General features: G+C 57.3%; 12 protein-coding genes. 4 read left to right on the top strand and 8 right to left on the bottom strand.

Annotated features, from left to right (window positions below; translation table 11 throughout):
* Nucleotides 1-77: 77 nt before the first annotated feature.
* The 4 genes from pyk to IEW09_RS13380 form a co-directional block, all read right to left on the bottom strand.
* Nucleotides 78-1,610: a pyruvate kinase gene (gene pyk, locus IEW09_RS13395; protein ID WP_188554715.1), complete on the bottom strand. Its 1,533-nt coding sequence runs from the start codon at nucleotides 1,608-1,610 to the stop codon at nucleotides 78-80.
* 78 nt (nucleotides 1,611-1,688) lie between these two features.
* Nucleotides 1,689-2,591 carry a YihY/virulence factor BrkB family protein gene (locus IEW09_RS13390; protein ID WP_188554714.1) on the bottom strand — a complete coding sequence of 301 codons (903 nt, stop codon included), beginning with the start codon at nucleotides 2,589-2,591 and terminating at the stop codon, nucleotides 1,689-1,691.
* A 41-nt stretch (nucleotides 2,592-2,632) separates the two neighbouring features.
* Nucleotides 2,633-3,148, bottom strand: coding sequence for a thioredoxin family protein (locus IEW09_RS13385; RefSeq protein WP_229739310.1), 516 nt, complete (start codon nucleotides 3,146-3,148; stop codon nucleotides 2,633-2,635).
* 88 nt (nucleotides 3,149-3,236) lie between these two features.
* A complete protein-coding gene (locus IEW09_RS13380; RefSeq protein WP_188554713.1) occupies nucleotides 3,237-4,451 on the bottom strand; it encodes a VWA domain-containing protein in 1,215 nt (404 codons plus the stop codon).
* 304 nt (nucleotides 4,452-4,755) lie between these two features.
* Here IEW09_RS13380 and IEW09_RS13375 point away from each other — a divergent pair, with 304 nt between their 5' ends.
* Nucleotides 4,756-7,098: a putative bifunctional diguanylate cyclase/phosphodiesterase gene (locus IEW09_RS13375; RefSeq protein WP_188554712.1), complete on the top strand. Its 2,343-nt coding sequence runs from the start codon at nucleotides 4,756-4,758 to the stop codon at nucleotides 7,096-7,098.
* Nucleotides 7,099-7,142: 44 nt separating this feature from the next.
* Here IEW09_RS13375 and IEW09_RS13370 read toward each other — a convergent pair whose 3' ends face one another.
* Nucleotides 7,143-7,400 (bottom strand): GlsB/YeaQ/YmgE family stress response membrane protein, encoded by a 258-nt coding sequence (locus tag IEW09_RS13370; protein ID WP_188554711.1) that lies wholly within the window; start codon nucleotides 7,398-7,400, stop codon nucleotides 7,143-7,145.
* Between the two features lie 283 nt (nucleotides 7,401-7,683).
* On the opposite strand from IEW09_RS13370, the gene IEW09_RS13365 reads away from it, so the two are divergent.
* Nucleotides 7,684-8,550: a hypothetical protein gene (locus tag IEW09_RS13365; RefSeq protein WP_188554710.1), complete on the top strand. Its 867-nt coding sequence runs from the start codon at nucleotides 7,684-7,686 to the stop codon at nucleotides 8,548-8,550.
* A gap of 52 nt (nucleotides 8,551-8,602) precedes the next feature.
* Here the strand turns inward: IEW09_RS13365 and IEW09_RS13360 are convergent, their stop codons facing one another.
* Both IEW09_RS13360 and IEW09_RS13355 read right to left on the bottom strand, forming a co-directional pair.
* A complete protein-coding gene (locus IEW09_RS13360; protein ID WP_188554709.1) occupies nucleotides 8,603-9,985 on the bottom strand; it encodes an ATP-binding protein in 1,383 nt (460 codons plus the stop codon).
* Between the two features lie 2 nt (nucleotides 9,986-9,987).
* Nucleotides 9,988-10,680 carry a response regulator transcription factor gene (locus IEW09_RS13355; protein ID WP_188554708.1) on the bottom strand — a complete coding sequence of 231 codons (693 nt, stop codon included), beginning with the start codon at nucleotides 10,678-10,680 and terminating at the stop codon, nucleotides 9,988-9,990.
* Between the two features lie 160 nt (nucleotides 10,681-10,840).
* On the opposite strand from IEW09_RS13355, the gene IEW09_RS13350 reads away from it, so the two are divergent.
* Both IEW09_RS13350 and IEW09_RS13345 read left to right on the top strand, forming a co-directional pair.
* The gene (locus IEW09_RS13350) at nucleotides 10,841-11,326 is read left to right on the top strand and encodes a Spy/CpxP family protein refolding chaperone (protein WP_188554707.1); all 486 of its coding nucleotides are present in this window, start codon (nucleotides 10,841-10,843) and stop codon (nucleotides 11,324-11,326) included.
* Nucleotides 11,327-11,385: 59 nt separating this feature from the next.
* Complete coding sequence (locus tag IEW09_RS13345; protein WP_188554706.1) at nucleotides 11,386-12,093, top strand: hypothetical protein; 708 nt, start codon at nucleotides 11,386-11,388, stop codon at nucleotides 12,091-12,093.
* A gap of 35 nt (nucleotides 12,094-12,128) precedes the next feature.
* Here the strand turns inward: IEW09_RS13345 and IEW09_RS13340 are convergent, their stop codons facing one another.
* Nucleotides 12,129-13,655: an energy transducer TonB gene (locus IEW09_RS13340; protein WP_188554705.1), complete on the bottom strand. Its 1,527-nt coding sequence runs from the start codon at nucleotides 13,653-13,655 to the stop codon at nucleotides 12,129-12,131.
* Nucleotides 13,656-13,884 lie beyond the last annotated feature (229 nt).

The raw sequence follows: 13,884 nt of genomic DNA, 5'->3' as shown, positions 1-13,884 counted from the left end.
GGGGTGCGTCAATTACAAATGCAAAGATGAAGGGCGAGACTCAAATCTCGCCCTTCATCTTTTTGTTGGAATGGTATTTACTTTTTCTTCTTTAGCTTGGATTTGGGTTTGGCCTTTGCCGCCGATGTGTCGCGGTCGCCCACCATGTGCAGACGCATGAAGTTGGTTGCGCCGGACTTGGTGCGGGTTCCGGCGACGATGCCGACGATCTGGCGAGGCTGCACGTGGCCTCCTCTTTCGAGAACCTCTTCGGCCATGTTGACCAGCTTGTCGGTATCGCGGAAGCGGTCGCAGAGGATGGGATAGGTGCCCCAGAGCAGCATGGAGCGGTTGATGACCTTCTCAAACGGCGAGAGGGCAAAGATGGGCGGCTCGGGGTGGTACTTCGAGAGCAGGCGCGCGGTCATGCCGGTCTCGGTGAAGATGGCGATGGCGGCAACGTCCAGATCATCTGCCGCGTGGGCCATACACTCGCAGATGGTCTCTGCGATGGAGAGGCGCACGCTGTGCGAGCGGCCGAGCGCGGGACGAGGATCGAGGCGAATCTGGTGCTCGGTCTCGGTGACGATCTTGGCCATCATGGCGACAGCTTCGACGGGATACTTACCGGCGGCGCTTTCGGCGGAGAGCATGACAGCGTCGGTGCCATCGTAGATGGCGTTAGCGACGTCGGAGGCCTCGGCGCGAGTGGGGCGCGGATTGTCGATCATGGATTCGAGCATCTGCGTCGCGGTGATGACGGGCTTACGATACTCGGCAGCGCGGCGGATGATGTGCTTCTGGATGGCCGGAACTTTTTCCGGTGGGACTTCGACGCCGAGGTCACCGCGGGCCACCATGATGGCGTCGGTGACTTCGAGGATGCTGTCGAGGTGCTCGATGGCCTGAGGCTTCTCGAGCTTGGCGATGATCCAGGCGTCGGACTTGAGCGCGGCGAGGCGGCCCTTGACGTGGCGAACGTCGTCGGCGGTGCGAACGAAGGAGACGGCTATGGTGTCGACGCCCTGGCCGATGGCGAAGATGAGGTCTTCCTCGTCCTTCTCGGTGAGTGAGGGAACTTTGACGGGGATGCCGGGGAGGTTGATGCCCTTGTTCTCGCCGAGGGTGCCGCCGTTAATGATCTCGCAGACGACATCGACGCCCTTGACCTGCTCGACGCGCAGCTCGATGAGGCCGTCGGAGAGGAGGATGCGGGAGCCAGGCTCGAGGTTCTCGGCCAGCGTCTTGAAGGTGGTACCGACGAGGGCTGCGGTACCTTCGATCTCGCGTGGGGTGATGGTGAGACGCTTGCCCGCGACGAGTTGGACAGGCTTATGTCCCTTGAGCTTGCCGGTGCGGATCTTTGGACCTTGCAGGTCGGCGAGGATGCAGATGGGCTTGCCCTCTTCCTTGGCGACGGTGCGGACCATCTTGATCAGCTCAGCCTTTTGCGCGTGGCTGCCGTGGGAGAAGTTGAGGCGGGCAACGTCGAGTCCTGCCCGAACGAGCTTGCGGAAGACTTCAGGTGAACTTGAGGCAGGCCCTAGAGTAGCAACGATTTTGGCGCGGCGAAGGCGCTCGGTTCCGGTAAATGAGGAGTCGTTCGGGAGGGAATTTGGAGAAGTCGTCATGAAATCGTTTGCCGCATTCTTTCTAACCCGCGGTGAACCGCAAGGTATGACCAGTGAGTTTTGCTACCGATGGCAATTTTACCCGGTGGGAAGGGTCTGTGGGTTGGAAAGGGTTGAATCAGTTGGAACAGGAGGAAAAAAATGTGCGTTGCACTGCGCGTTGAACTCCGCTCCGCAGAGAACGCTGAGCGAGATGATGTAGAGCCAGAAGAGCAGAGCGATGCCGGCGCCGAGGGAGCCGTAGACCTGCGAGTAGTTGGCGAAGCGGGTGACGTACCAGCCGAAGACCAGTGTGGTTAGAAACCACATGGCAGTAGCGAGAATCGCTCCGGGAATGGTGCGCTTCCACGACTGCCGCATGGGCGTTCCCATGTGATAGATGAGCGCGATGATGCCGATGCTGCCAGTGAAGGCGATCAGCCAGCGAACAATCACGGCGATGACGTAAACCGGGGTGCGGATCGATGGCATGATGTGCATCGCCATCCAGGAACTAATGAGGAAGTGTCCAAAGACGACGAGCAGGCTGGCGATGGCGAGCGGAATCAGCGAGAGAGGAACAAGCGCGAAGGCACGCGCGCGACGCTGCCAGAAGGTCCAGCAGTCGGGCGGGAGATTGTGGGCACGGCGAAAGCCTTCCATAAAGGTAGCGATGACACTGGAGGCGCCGGTGACGCTGACCAGGATGCCAAAGATGATCGCGCGAATGGATTTAGGGCTGTGGTGGGTAGTCTCGAAGTAACTCTGCAAGAGAGGTGTGACGTCAGAGGGCAGAATGCTGTTGAAGAACAGAGCGAGCTGAAAACGCAGCGGTGCCATGCCCGGCACGAAGCCGATAAAAGCCGCCGCGATGATGAGCGCGGGAAAGAGCGAGATCATCGCAGAATAGGCTGCTGACTGCGCCACGTTGAGACAGTCGTGATCCAGCACGCTGAGCAGCGTGCGGTGGAAGACCGAGGAGATGCGAAGAAATCTTCTCAAGGTTGACGCTCGCGCGGTTTAAAGAGGAGGGATGTGCTGAATCAGGCCTTCCACTTGTTAAGGAACTCGGTCACATCGCTCGAACTCATATTGCGCATGTTCTCGAACTGGCCGGTCTGCTGAGAGTAGAGCAGTTTGCCGTGAGCGTCGAGGACGGCGAGCGCCGGAACGCCTTTGTTGATGGGAACGTCATATTTCTTTGGGATGTCGAGGTTCTGGTCCATGTGGCCGATGTAGACGTGGACGACGATGAAGTGTTTGGCGAGCAGAGCAGCGTTAGGTTGCTGGCGGAAGTAGATGTCGAGGACCTGGCAATCGGGGCACCAGTCACCGCCGAAGTCGAGGAGGACGCGCTTGTGCTCGACGCGTGCCTTTTTGAGGGCGGCAGCGATGTCGGCGGTCGGGTTCGCAGTCTCGGAGTAGATGTGCTGCTTGACGAAGGGCGTTGTGAGCTGAGCCTGAGCTTGATTGGGCACCGCCGCTGCCGTCGCAATGAGAGCTAACGAGAGCAAAGCTGTGCAGAATCTGGAGATTACCTTCAACATCCTGGAGATCATAGGGACACGCCTTCCTTGACACCGCCGCCGCTGACGAGGGTCACTGTAGATGATGCACGAAGAGGATGGAAGGACGCAAAGACGCGCGTCAATCCATCCTGCGCGGAGCCGAGTCTGCGCTGCCGGTGTAGTAGCCGTCGCGGGTCTGAACGGTAAGTCCTTTACGATTTACCGAGAGATCGATCTGGTGATATCCATCAGAGGCCGTGGTCTGATCTGGTGTATAGCCAAGGCGATACTGGGCGCGAAGCTCTTCGGCGATCTGGTCGTAGATATCGGCCACGGTCTGCTTCTTGCTGACCTCAAAGAGACGGCCGCCGGTCTCCTGCGTCATGCGCTCCAGAATCTTTTTGCCGTCGACATGGCTTGCACTGCTTCCGCCGCCTGGATTATTGCCGCCATGCCCCCCACCACCGCCGGGGTAGCCGCCTCCTCCCGGATAGCCTCCACCACTGGGATAGCCGCCGCCGGGATAACGGCCGCCGCTGGGAAAGCCACCTCCTCGTCCACCGGGGAATCCTCCACGGGAGCGATCGTTATCGGAGTGGGACTCCTCTCCTTTGAAGTAGATCGCGTAGAGGATCGTGTCCGCTCGCTGGGCCGCTTCAATGGCCTTGGTCAGGTTTTCTTTGCTTCCACGGTCGACGCCGTCGGAGAGGATGATGAGGGCCTTGCGGCCTTTTTGCTTGCTCATCAGCTCGTCGGAGGCGAGAAAGGTTGCGTCGTAGAGAGTGGTGCCTCCGCGAGTGCGATGGCCGTTGCTGCTGGAGTCGTCGGGATCGTTGGTCGAGCTGTCGTTCGGGCTGGGGGTGTCAATCTCTTTGAGGGCTGCCTGAAGTTTGGGCTTGGAGGGCGTAAGGTCCTGTAGAAGCTCGGTCTGGCGGGCAAACTGGATGACAAAGGCCTGGTCGGGAGCGCGGTTCGGTGGGGCCGTGAGCATCTGCTCGAGAAAGGTTCCGCTGGCAGTGCGCTCGTCGTCGATCACTTTGCGCTGGGAGGCGCTGGTATCGACCAGCAGGCCGAGGGTAAGTGGAAGATTCGAGTCGAGATCGAAGTAACGAATGGTCTGCGGATGGCCATCTACTTGAAGAGTGAAGTCGGCCTTGGTGAGGTTTTGCACCAGCGCGCCCTTCTTATCGCGAACCACGACGGGAAGGTTCACGAGACGGGCGTCGACGGAGATGGTTGGGGCAGTCGACGAGGGTGCAGGAGCCGGAGATGCCGGCTTTTGCTGAGCAAAGAGAGGTACTGCAAGAAAAAGGCCACCGAGCAGGCTAAGTCGAGTAAAACATTGAGCAACCATGCGATGTTAGACGTGGATCTCCGGCGGAGGTCTCAAATGCAAAAGAGAACGAGAGCGGGTCTCCCGAAGGCTGGAAATCCGCGTGCGAAAAGGGTTGCGGACAATATGTCAGATACAGAGATACACTTCTGCTCATAAAAAGCTCGAGCCTTAGCGAAGGGGGAACATCGGATGGGACTTTCTGACAGAAAAATACTTAAATATTGTTTATCAACGCGAATTAAACGTTACTCTCGTAACAAGAAGTAACGCTTCTCTGTGTAGGATTTCCTTCATATCCTGATGTTCGATTGAGGTTCTTAGATTGAAGGCTCGAGTTCTCCCGCACCTGCGGGCCTGGAAGATTGGATTGCTCGCAGTGGCTCTGGGGCTGGTGCTGACGGAGTTTTTTCGTCTAAGTCACTGCAACTACTTTGGCACAGTCTTCGGAGTCACCCTGGCAATGGGGGCAACGATGTTCACCCTCGGAGTTCTGTGGCGTGAGCATGATCGGGAGATTCGACGCAGAGCCACCGAAGAGGCACAGTCGAAGTTCCTGGCCGCCGCCGAGACCAGCATGGATGCGTTCGTCATCTTTGAGGCTGTCCGCAATGCAGCCGACACCATCATCGACTTTCGCTTCCAGTATGTGAACGCCAACTTCGAACGGATGATGGGCAAGACGAGGTCGCAGCTACTGGGCCAGCTACGATCGACCATCACGTCTGTGCCGACCCAGAGCGGGCTGTTTGAGCGGCTCTGCAAGGTTGTAACAACCGGCGAATCGATGGGTGAAGAGTTCCTGATTGTCGATCCCGAGATCAAGGCTACGTGGCTCCGGCTACAGGTCACCAAGCTGGGAGACGGCATCGCGATGACCTGCTGCGATATCAGCGGGATCAAGTCGGGACAGGAGCGCTATAAGCATCTGCTGGAGTTCACCGATTCGGTCTTCCAGAACGCGCCTTTCAGCATTGTGGCCACCGACACGGAGGGAGTGATCACCGCGATGAACGTCGCGGCGGAGAAGCTCACCGGCTACAACCGCGAAGAGCTGGTCGGCAAGGCTCCGTTGACCATCCTGCACGACGAAGCGGAGCTTCTGGCAAAGAGCGGCAATAACGATCCGGCGCCAGTGCCCGCAAGCTTCGGTGTGCTGACCGCTACGGCTGCCGTAGGTGATCTGGAGGAGCAGGAGTGGACGCTGGTGCGCCGCGATGGCTCGCGAACTCCGATTAGCCTGGCGATGAGGGCCGTGCGCTCAGACGCGGGCGAGATAACGGGCTTTGTCGGCATTGCAGTAGACATTACGGAACGTCAGCAGATGCTGGACTATGTGACGCACCTCGCGACCCACGATCAACTAACCGGGCTGATGGGACGCGCTCTGCTGCGCGACAAGACGGTGGAGGCTGTGGAGCGGGCGCGGCGCTTCGGCACCAAGGTCGCCGTCTTCATGCTTGACCTTGATCACTTCAAGCGAATCAACGACCTGCTGGGTCATACGTCAGGCGATCAGATTCTGGTAGAAGCGGCCAATCGCCTTCGCCGGTCGGTGCGCAGCACCGATATTGTTGCGCGCGCAGGCGGCGATGAGTTCGTTGTGGTGATGTCCGATATCACCAGCGTTGCCGATGTCGACCAGTGCGCGGCGAACCTAGTGCTCAAGCTGTCGCCAGAGATCTCCGTCGATGAGCACTTGGTGAAGGTAACGACCAGCGTAGGCGTATGCATCTATCCCGACTTTGCCTCTGACGTGAAGCACCTGTTCAAACGCGCCGATGCAGCGATGTATGCAGCCAAGGACAACGGCCGCAACCAGCACCAGATCTTCAGCGAAGACATGCTGAAGGAGACCACCGACCGACTGATGATGGAGCACGCGCTGCGCCACGCGATTGCCAACGGAGAGATGGAGCTGCACTATCAGCCCCAGGTCTCGCTGACGACGGGGGCCATCACCGGCATGGAGGCGCTGCTGCGCTGGACGCATCCACGTTTGGGCAAGATCGCGCCGGCACAGTTCATTCCACTGGCCGAAGAGACGGGATTGATTGTGCCTATCGGCGAATGGGCCTTTATGATGTCGTGCTGCGAGGGCAAGGCCCTGCAGGATGAGCTGGGGATAGACCTGACGGTATCGGTCAACCTGTCGCCGCGACAGTTCCAGCAAAAAAATCTGGTGCAGGTGATCGAGCACTGCCTGGCGAAGAGCGGACTTTCTGCATCTCACCTGGAGATAGAGATTACCGAGGGCATGCTGATGGTCAACTCGCATGACAATCTCGATAAGTTGCAGAAGATACGGGAGCTTGGGGCGAGGATCTCGATCGATGACTTCGGCACAGGATTTTGCAGCTTCTCGTACCTGCTGCAGTACCAGGTAGACAGGTTGAAGATCGATCAGAGCTTTGTGCGGCAGGCAGAGACGGACATGAATGCCGCCGCCGTGGTGAGAACGATTATTGCGATGTCCCACGGATTGAATATCAAGGTCGTCGCCGAGGGCGTGGAGACCGACGAGCAGTTGCGTTTTCTGCTACGCAGAAAATGTGATGAGGCACAAGGCAACTTTCTGGGGCTGCCCGTCGCGGCAAGGGACTTTGCCGCTGCTGCGAGAGCCTATGCCAACAATATGGGCTCACTGCAAAGCCTGGAAACGCGATGAAAGGATGTCCCACAGGGATAGCGATGGAACATCCCTGGGTTGTGTTACGCGGCCTGGCTGCGTTTGATCAGATGGTAGATGCCGAGCAGAATGAGCGCTCCCACAAGCGACATGAGGAAGCCCGCAGACTGACCCGGTTGATAATGGCCGATGGCGCGGCCAATCCAGGTTCCCAGAAATGCGCCGGCAATGCCGATGAGCATGGTGACGAAGATCCCGCCAGGCTCCTTGCCGGGAATAATGAGTTTAGCAAGCGCACCTACTATAAGCCCGATGATTGCCGTCCACAGCAGATGAAGCATAGGGATTCCTCCGTATTTTCCCGGGGTCGCCGGGGAGATCTACAAATGGTGCGGAAAGCATACTCCAGCTCTTCGAAGATGGGGAAGATTTGTTTTATCTTCAGCGCGATCGAAGAAAAGCAGTAGTAAAAGCTCATCGACTCAATCACGAACGAAGTTCGGGGCACTTCCGGCGTATTGCAGTTAATTTATGGGACTTAAACGGCTCTTTCTCTCAGGCTTGCTAAAGATCAAATAGCGGTCCTATCCGCTGTTGCCATCCTCCTACAGGAGTTGTTTCAGCATGAAATTGACCCATGGTGCAGTCCTATCCTTTTTGTCTTTGTTCATCCCTGCGGCCCATGCACAAACGACTCCCGTTCTCCATCTTCCCCTCCCTGCTCCGCTCATCTCCTCGTCCTCCGGCGTCAGCTCCAGCACGGACGGCAACGCAACACAGCCCTCTCAATCGCTTGGCGCATCGACGGGCTCAGGCGCGATTGCAATGCGTTCCTCGCGTCGTCTTGGCGTCGATGTGCATGCAGGCCTCAATGGCATCGGCGGCGATATTGCACTGGCGGTTGCGCCTCACTTCAATGTGCGCTTAGGAGGCGAGCTCTTCGGCTACTCCACCGCGTTCCAGGAGGAGGGCGCGAACGTCAACGCGACGTTGCGCCTTGGCGGCGGCCGGGCCTCGCTCGATTGGTTCCCTTTTCATAATGGCTTTCACGTAAGCCCTCTGCTCGTCTTCCTCAATCAGACCAACGTGCGTGCCTCGGTGATTGTGCCTGCGGGAGAGACGATCTCTCTGAACAATGGAGATTACGTCAGCAGCCAGACCGATCCGCTGCATGGAAGCGCCTCCATCGGTGTCTGGAAGACCTCGCCGGGATTGACGATCGGTTATGGCAACATCATCCCGCGCAGCGGAAAGCACTTCAGCTTTCCGGTCGAGGTAGGCTTCTACTACGTCGGCCAGCCAACGCTGAAGGTCGACTTTAGCGGAAGCGCCTGCGATCCGTCGCAGCCGGAGCCGCTGGGCTGCCAGCCTGTGCAGCAGGATGCAGACTTTCAACACGACCTTGCAGCATTCATTCGGCGCAACAATAATAACCTGAGCTACGCTTCGTTCTTCCCTGTTGCCTCTTTCGGTGTTGGCTATAGCTTTTAATCAATATCGAGAAGCCGCGTAGAGTGGCGTGTGGCAGTGAATTTTGCAGCGCTCATGCCGCACTCGCATGAATGCTGGGCAGAATCATCTCAACGCTTAAGCCGCCGCCGGGATCATTCACAGCGCGAATCGTACCTCCATGAAAGCGCACAATCCTTTTGGCAATTGCCAGGCCAAGCCCCGCGCCGGTTGAGTTTGCATCTCCAGGATTGTCCAGACGATAAAAAGGCTTGAAGATCTGCGTAAGCTCCGTCTCAGGCACACCGGGCCCGTGATCTCGCACGACGATGATCGCTTCATGATTCTCCGACGCGGTGTTCTCGCGAAGATTGACTTCGACGGCCGTACCGGCTGCCGTAAATCTGACCGCATTACGAAGAACATTTTCAATCGCGCTTCGCAGCAGACTCGGATCTCCCATCACGGCCAGGTTCGCTTCCTGAACAATGTCTACGTGGCATCCTCGCTGTTGCGCTTCAAACTCGGCGTCGCCAGCGATGCTTGAGACAAGCCCTGACAGATTGACCTGCACGGAGTTCTGTAACGTCGAAGCTGCTTCAAGCCTGGCGACCGTCAACAACCTCCCAATCATCTCATTCAGCCGCTGCACATCGCTCTCCATGCGATCCAATGCTGGGTCTTCGCCGGAACGACGGCGTAGCAGATCCAATGCCACATTGATTCGCGCCAATGGAGAGCGCAGCTCGTGAGAAACATCATTCAACAACTGGCGCTGGGTAGAGATAAGATTCTCTGTCTTGCTCGCCATTCGATTGAAGTCTCGCACGAGATCTCCAAATTCGTCCCGGCGCAATTCCAGCACGGTATCTGCACGAACGCTCAACTGCCCGGCTGCAATCTCCTGCGCGGCAGAGCGTAAGCGAAGAATGGGCTTAGTCAAATAGCGCGTCAAAAAATAACAGACAATGCCGGACACAAACAATGCCAGTCCCGCACGCAGCAGGACAACCATGGGATTGAGACCAAATGCAGCGCTAGGTCCGGCCAGCAATTCGGTCGAGTAGATGTAGCTGCGGCCGCTGGCACCTTGAATAGGAATGGCCATCCTTACCAGCCCCCGCCGCATCTCGAAAGCCCTTGGCCTGCCAGAGATGATATGAGTGACGAGCTTTGAAAACTCCGCGCAGTCCTGGCCTGCCAGTGGCTTGCCCACAGCGTCGAAGAGACAGGCGCGAACATGCGCGTCGTCCATGGAAAAATGGCGATGCATGTGGCGTGTGGGCTCGGTGACATCTCCCTGCTCGAACGTCTCAACGGCTGCACTGCCAAAGTATCTGGTCGTATCTTCGAGGCTTTTCTGCCAGTGGGAAGGCACGCTTTGCGGTTGCAGCGCAAAGGCGAGCACAAGCGTGATTCCGGTGAGGACCACGGTGGCCCAGAACCAGAGAAAGATCTTGACGAACAGACGCTGCATATTCAAAGCTCCTCAGCCGAACGAGATGCGAGGAGATAACCGCTGCCTCGAATGGTCTTGATGCGCTCCGTGTCGCCGTGTGAGTCCAGCTTCTTGCGCAGATTGCTGATATGCACGTCGATCGAGCGATCGAACGCTCCCTGCTTTCGCCCCAGCGCCGTGTCTGTCAGGTAGTCGCGCGTCAACGCTCGCCCTGGGTTTCGAACCAACGCTTCGAGCAGGGCAAATTCAACGGTCGTTAGCGACACCGGTTTACCGGCGACCCATGCCTCTCGCTGTGCGGTATCGATCGTGATGTCTCCTGCGGTGAAGCTGTTCGATCCTGCTCGCCGCTCATCGAGTCGCCGCAGAATTGCCTTGATGCGGGCGACTAGCTCTCGCGGATTAAACGGCTTGGGCAGATAGTCATCTGCACCTACCTCAAGGCCGATGATGCGATCGATATCGTCGCCGCGCGCCGTCAGCATCAGAACAGGAATCGAGGAGCGCATCCGCAGCTCGCTGAGCACCTCCATCCCTCCCATTCGCGGCAACATCACATCGAGGATCACAAGAGAGTAGGCACCGGTGAGGGCGCGCTCCAGCCCCTCTCGCCCATTGTGCACGGCGTGCAAAAGAAAGCCTTCTTCGGCGAGCCGCTCGGTAAGTAACGTGCAAAGCTCTACGTCGTCGTCGATGATCAGCAATGAACTCATGGCAGCGTGTTTAACCTCTCGACTCCATCCCTCACGATGTTAGCCGCATTAACAGCCGATGGAACAATCTTTACTTGTCTTTACAATCCTTTACCAACCTTAATCGCACTCTCCTCTTACCGATGCTGTACTCGAGATAAGAAGTTGGAGAGGTGTACGAATGAAACGCAAAACTTTTTGGATAGTGACAGTAATCGTAGTGATCGTCATCGTTGCCGGTGCTGCCGTGGCACGAGCAGGGTTCAGAGGAAGACGCGGCTGGTGCGGCCCTGGCTGGCACCGCGGACCGCTTGCTCATGTGGCTCGCGAGCTGCATATGAGCAAGGCGCAGGTGGCCGAGACGCGCTCGATTGTCGATGCGGAGAGGCCAACCGTCGCAGCATTGTTGCAGGAGTTGCTCGGCGAGGCTCATCAGATGGTCGACGCAACTGTCAATGGGGCATTTGATCAAAACAAGGTTCAGACCATCGCTACTGCCGAGGGTAATACCTTCGCCAAGCTGATGGTCGAGAAAGAGCTGATCAAATCACGAATCTATGCCAAGGTGCTCGACGATAGCCAGCGCAGATCGGCAGATGATATGCAACGCCGCATGCTCGACAGGCTCGATCATGTCGCAGCCAGAATGCAACGGCAGATTCAGTAAGCAGCAGCGATACATTGGCGACTCGCCACTTATCACAAAGATTCATGACGAGGAAGATAATGAAACAGGATGCGATTTCCATACCAGAGCAACGCCACGCTGGTCCTAATCTGCTGTTGCTGACGATCGTCTACGCCGGGCTGTTGATAGCGGGAGGATCAAGGCTCAACGCTGCCTTTGCCATTCCGCATGACTCTGCTGAAAAGGCGGTCGCCTATATTGCTCAATATGGCTGGACGATTAAGCTAGGCTCTTTCTTCGAGCTGCTATCCGCAATTCCACTGGCTCTCTTCATCGCAACCACGGTGAGCCGTCTGCGATTTCTTGGCGTCAGTGCTGCCGGAGAGTCCATCGCATTCCTCGGCGGTATCGGCGCTACGGTGATGCTGGTACTCTCAGCCCTTGCAAACTGGTCACTCACCAGGCCCGGTATCGCCGAGGCAGGAGGCGCACTACAGGCCCTGCGAGCCGTCAGCTTCGCGGGTGCGGGGCCGGCCTTCGTGATACTGCTCGGCTTCTTTGTCGCAGGCGTATCTCTGACGGCAAGCTGCTACAAGTTCATACCGCGTTGGCTGATGTGGCTTGGCATTGCTGTCGCCGTTGCGTGTGAACTGGCGACGCTGACGGTGCTTACCTTCAAGGCAGGCTACTTCATTCCTGTAGGCCGCTTCATCAGCATTGTCTGGATGATTGGCGTCTCGCTCAAGCTACCGTCGAGCCTCGCGGCGAAGAAGATCGATACCGTTGCCGATCCAGTTGCAGAATAATAAGTCTGTTGCGACCACGAATCGACCGCTCATTGCTAGCGAACGAGCGTTGGCGGCGGCCTCAAGGTGAAGTCGACATAAATGGTGGTAGCGATATCCTGCGCTTGGCCATCGATAGAGTACGGCTTGTATCGCCAGGTGCGAACAGCAGCAACCGCCGCGCTGCGCAAAGATTCGGGCCCCTTGATCGCATGCAACGCTCGAATCGACCCTCTTCTCGATATGATGGCCTGAAGCACAACCTGTCCTTCGATATGGTCGATTCGAGCCCGCGTGGGATACTCGGGCCGCGGTGCAGAGAGCAGATATCCTTCCATCATATTCGCCGGAATGTACTTGATCTTTGGATCGCTGGAGAGGGAGCGTGCGTCTGCTTCCGATGATGATGCTGTAGAACTGGTGTCTTCAGAGGCGGAAGTCGTCGCTGCAGGCGCCGGTACTGCTGCATTGGCACCAGTAGCATTGTGCTGATCCGACGACGGCGGCGGAGTCGTGGAGGATGTACCCGTTGCGGGTAGTGGTGTAGCCGGTGGAGTTGCCGCAGGAGCAGAGGGCGCTGGGGTGGGAGAGCTGCCAATGTGATTCTGCTTAAAGCGCGCCAACTCTGCATTCAACAACGCACTGCCCCGCGCAGAGTGAACAAAGAAGAAGATCGCTATGCCGATCGCCGCCAGAATGATGAAGATGGCAAGGGGAACGATGTTGCTTCTTTTTTCAGTGCCGTAGGCAAACGTCGGCGATGAGAAGTCGTCATCGTCGTCTGCTCCGGATACATCGTGAAAAGCTGGCCCGGAGAATACAGCGCGGCCGCGAGTCGACAGAGGAGGATCAATTGGCGTGGGCACCTCTCTCGGCATCTCTCTGACGACTGGCGCGACAGGCTTTGGAGCTGGGATATCGGTTGTGCCGCGGTGAAGAAGAGGCTCAAGTCCTGCCAGCTTGTTTACCGGATCGCTCATTGGGGCCGATTCGAGCTTGCCAATCCGCCGCTCAATGGATTCCAGATGCTGTTTGACCTGCTGGGTATTGCTCTCAAGACGAGAAAGCGTCTGGCGCAGCTCCTTCGAGATCTCAAGCAGGCTGGCTTTGTCTTCCGGCATCTCGGCGGCAGGTTTCGTTCGCGAGATAGGAAGCGAGATCCGGATCGGCTCAGGCTCTTCCATACGAACCGATGGCGCGGCAGCGCGTTGAGCTATCGACCTGGTAACACCGAACTGCTTCCAGTTCCAGCAGCCGGTACCCAGAAGGAACTCCATCAGCGTGTTCGTCGGCTTTGTGATATCGACATCTGTATCCGTGACAGACGGGCCACCAACCGAAGCGGCGATGATGCTCATCATGTCGGTGAGCAGCAATTCGTCTCTCTCTTTACTCATGACCGATTTAACCATCGCGGAGAGATCCATCCGAAACTGGTTGCTCTCTTCGAGTGTTCTCGTAAATTCGAAGAGATCGTTCGGCGATCCATGAGTAACGTGATTTCTATCGAGCAGCGAGCGGAACTCCGCTACAGCACTCCCAAAGCGCTGCACCGTCTCCCGCGTATCTAAAAAGAAGGGCACCCCTCTATGATGGACCCCGCTTTTACAAGGGTTGTGTGCATTGTTTTTCATCGACGAGCTTGCGCTGTAAACAGTGTTATATCAGTAGATAAATTTTGAGCTCGATCTGCGAAAGAGAGCGGGTCTGTCAAATAGTGTAGGTAGATCGAGAAAAAATAAGCCCACAAAGAAGATCAGGCCGGCTCCGAAATCTCGGACCGGCCTGATGGTTTCGACTGAGATGCTTCAG

The organism is Edaphobacter dinghuensis, assembly GCF_014640335.1.
Classification (GTDB): Bacteria; Acidobacteriota; Terriglobia; order Terriglobales; family Acidobacteriaceae; genus Edaphobacter; species Edaphobacter dinghuensis.
The sequence above is the reverse complement of the archived record's forward strand: the minus strand, read 5'-3'. Positions and strand labels throughout refer to the sequence as shown.

Excerpts from the sequence above, each read along its gene's own strand:
- pyk (WP_188554715.1), bottom strand. The coding sequence starts at position 1,610 with ATGACGACTTCTCCAAATTCCCTCCCGAACGACTCCTCATTTACCGGA.
- IEW09_RS13385 (WP_229739310.1), bottom strand. The coding sequence starts at position 3,148 with ATGATCTCCAGGATGTTGAAGGTAATCTCCAGATTCTGCACAGCTTTG.
- IEW09_RS13380 (WP_188554713.1), bottom strand. The coding sequence starts at position 4,451 with ATGGTTGCTCAATGTTTTACTCGACTTAGCCTGCTCGGTGGCCTTTTT.
- IEW09_RS13370 (WP_188554711.1), bottom strand. The coding sequence starts at position 7,400 with ATGCTTCATCTGCTGTGGACGGCAATCATCGGGCTTATAGTAGGTGCG.
- IEW09_RS13365 (WP_188554710.1), top strand. The coding sequence starts at position 7,684 with ATGAAATTGACCCATGGTGCAGTCCTATCCTTTTTGTCTTTGTTCATC.
- IEW09_RS13360 (WP_188554709.1), bottom strand. The coding sequence starts at position 9,985 with ATGCAGCGTCTGTTCGTCAAGATCTTTCTCTGGTTCTGGGCCACCGTG.
- IEW09_RS13355 (WP_188554708.1), bottom strand. The coding sequence starts at position 10,680 with ATGAGTTCATTGCTGATCATCGACGACGACGTAGAGCTTTGCACGTTA.
- IEW09_RS13350 (WP_188554707.1), top strand. The coding sequence starts at position 10,841 with ATGAAACGCAAAACTTTTTGGATAGTGACAGTAATCGTAGTGATCGTC.
- IEW09_RS13345 (WP_188554706.1), top strand. The coding sequence starts at position 11,386 with ATGAAACAGGATGCGATTTCCATACCAGAGCAACGCCACGCTGGTCCT.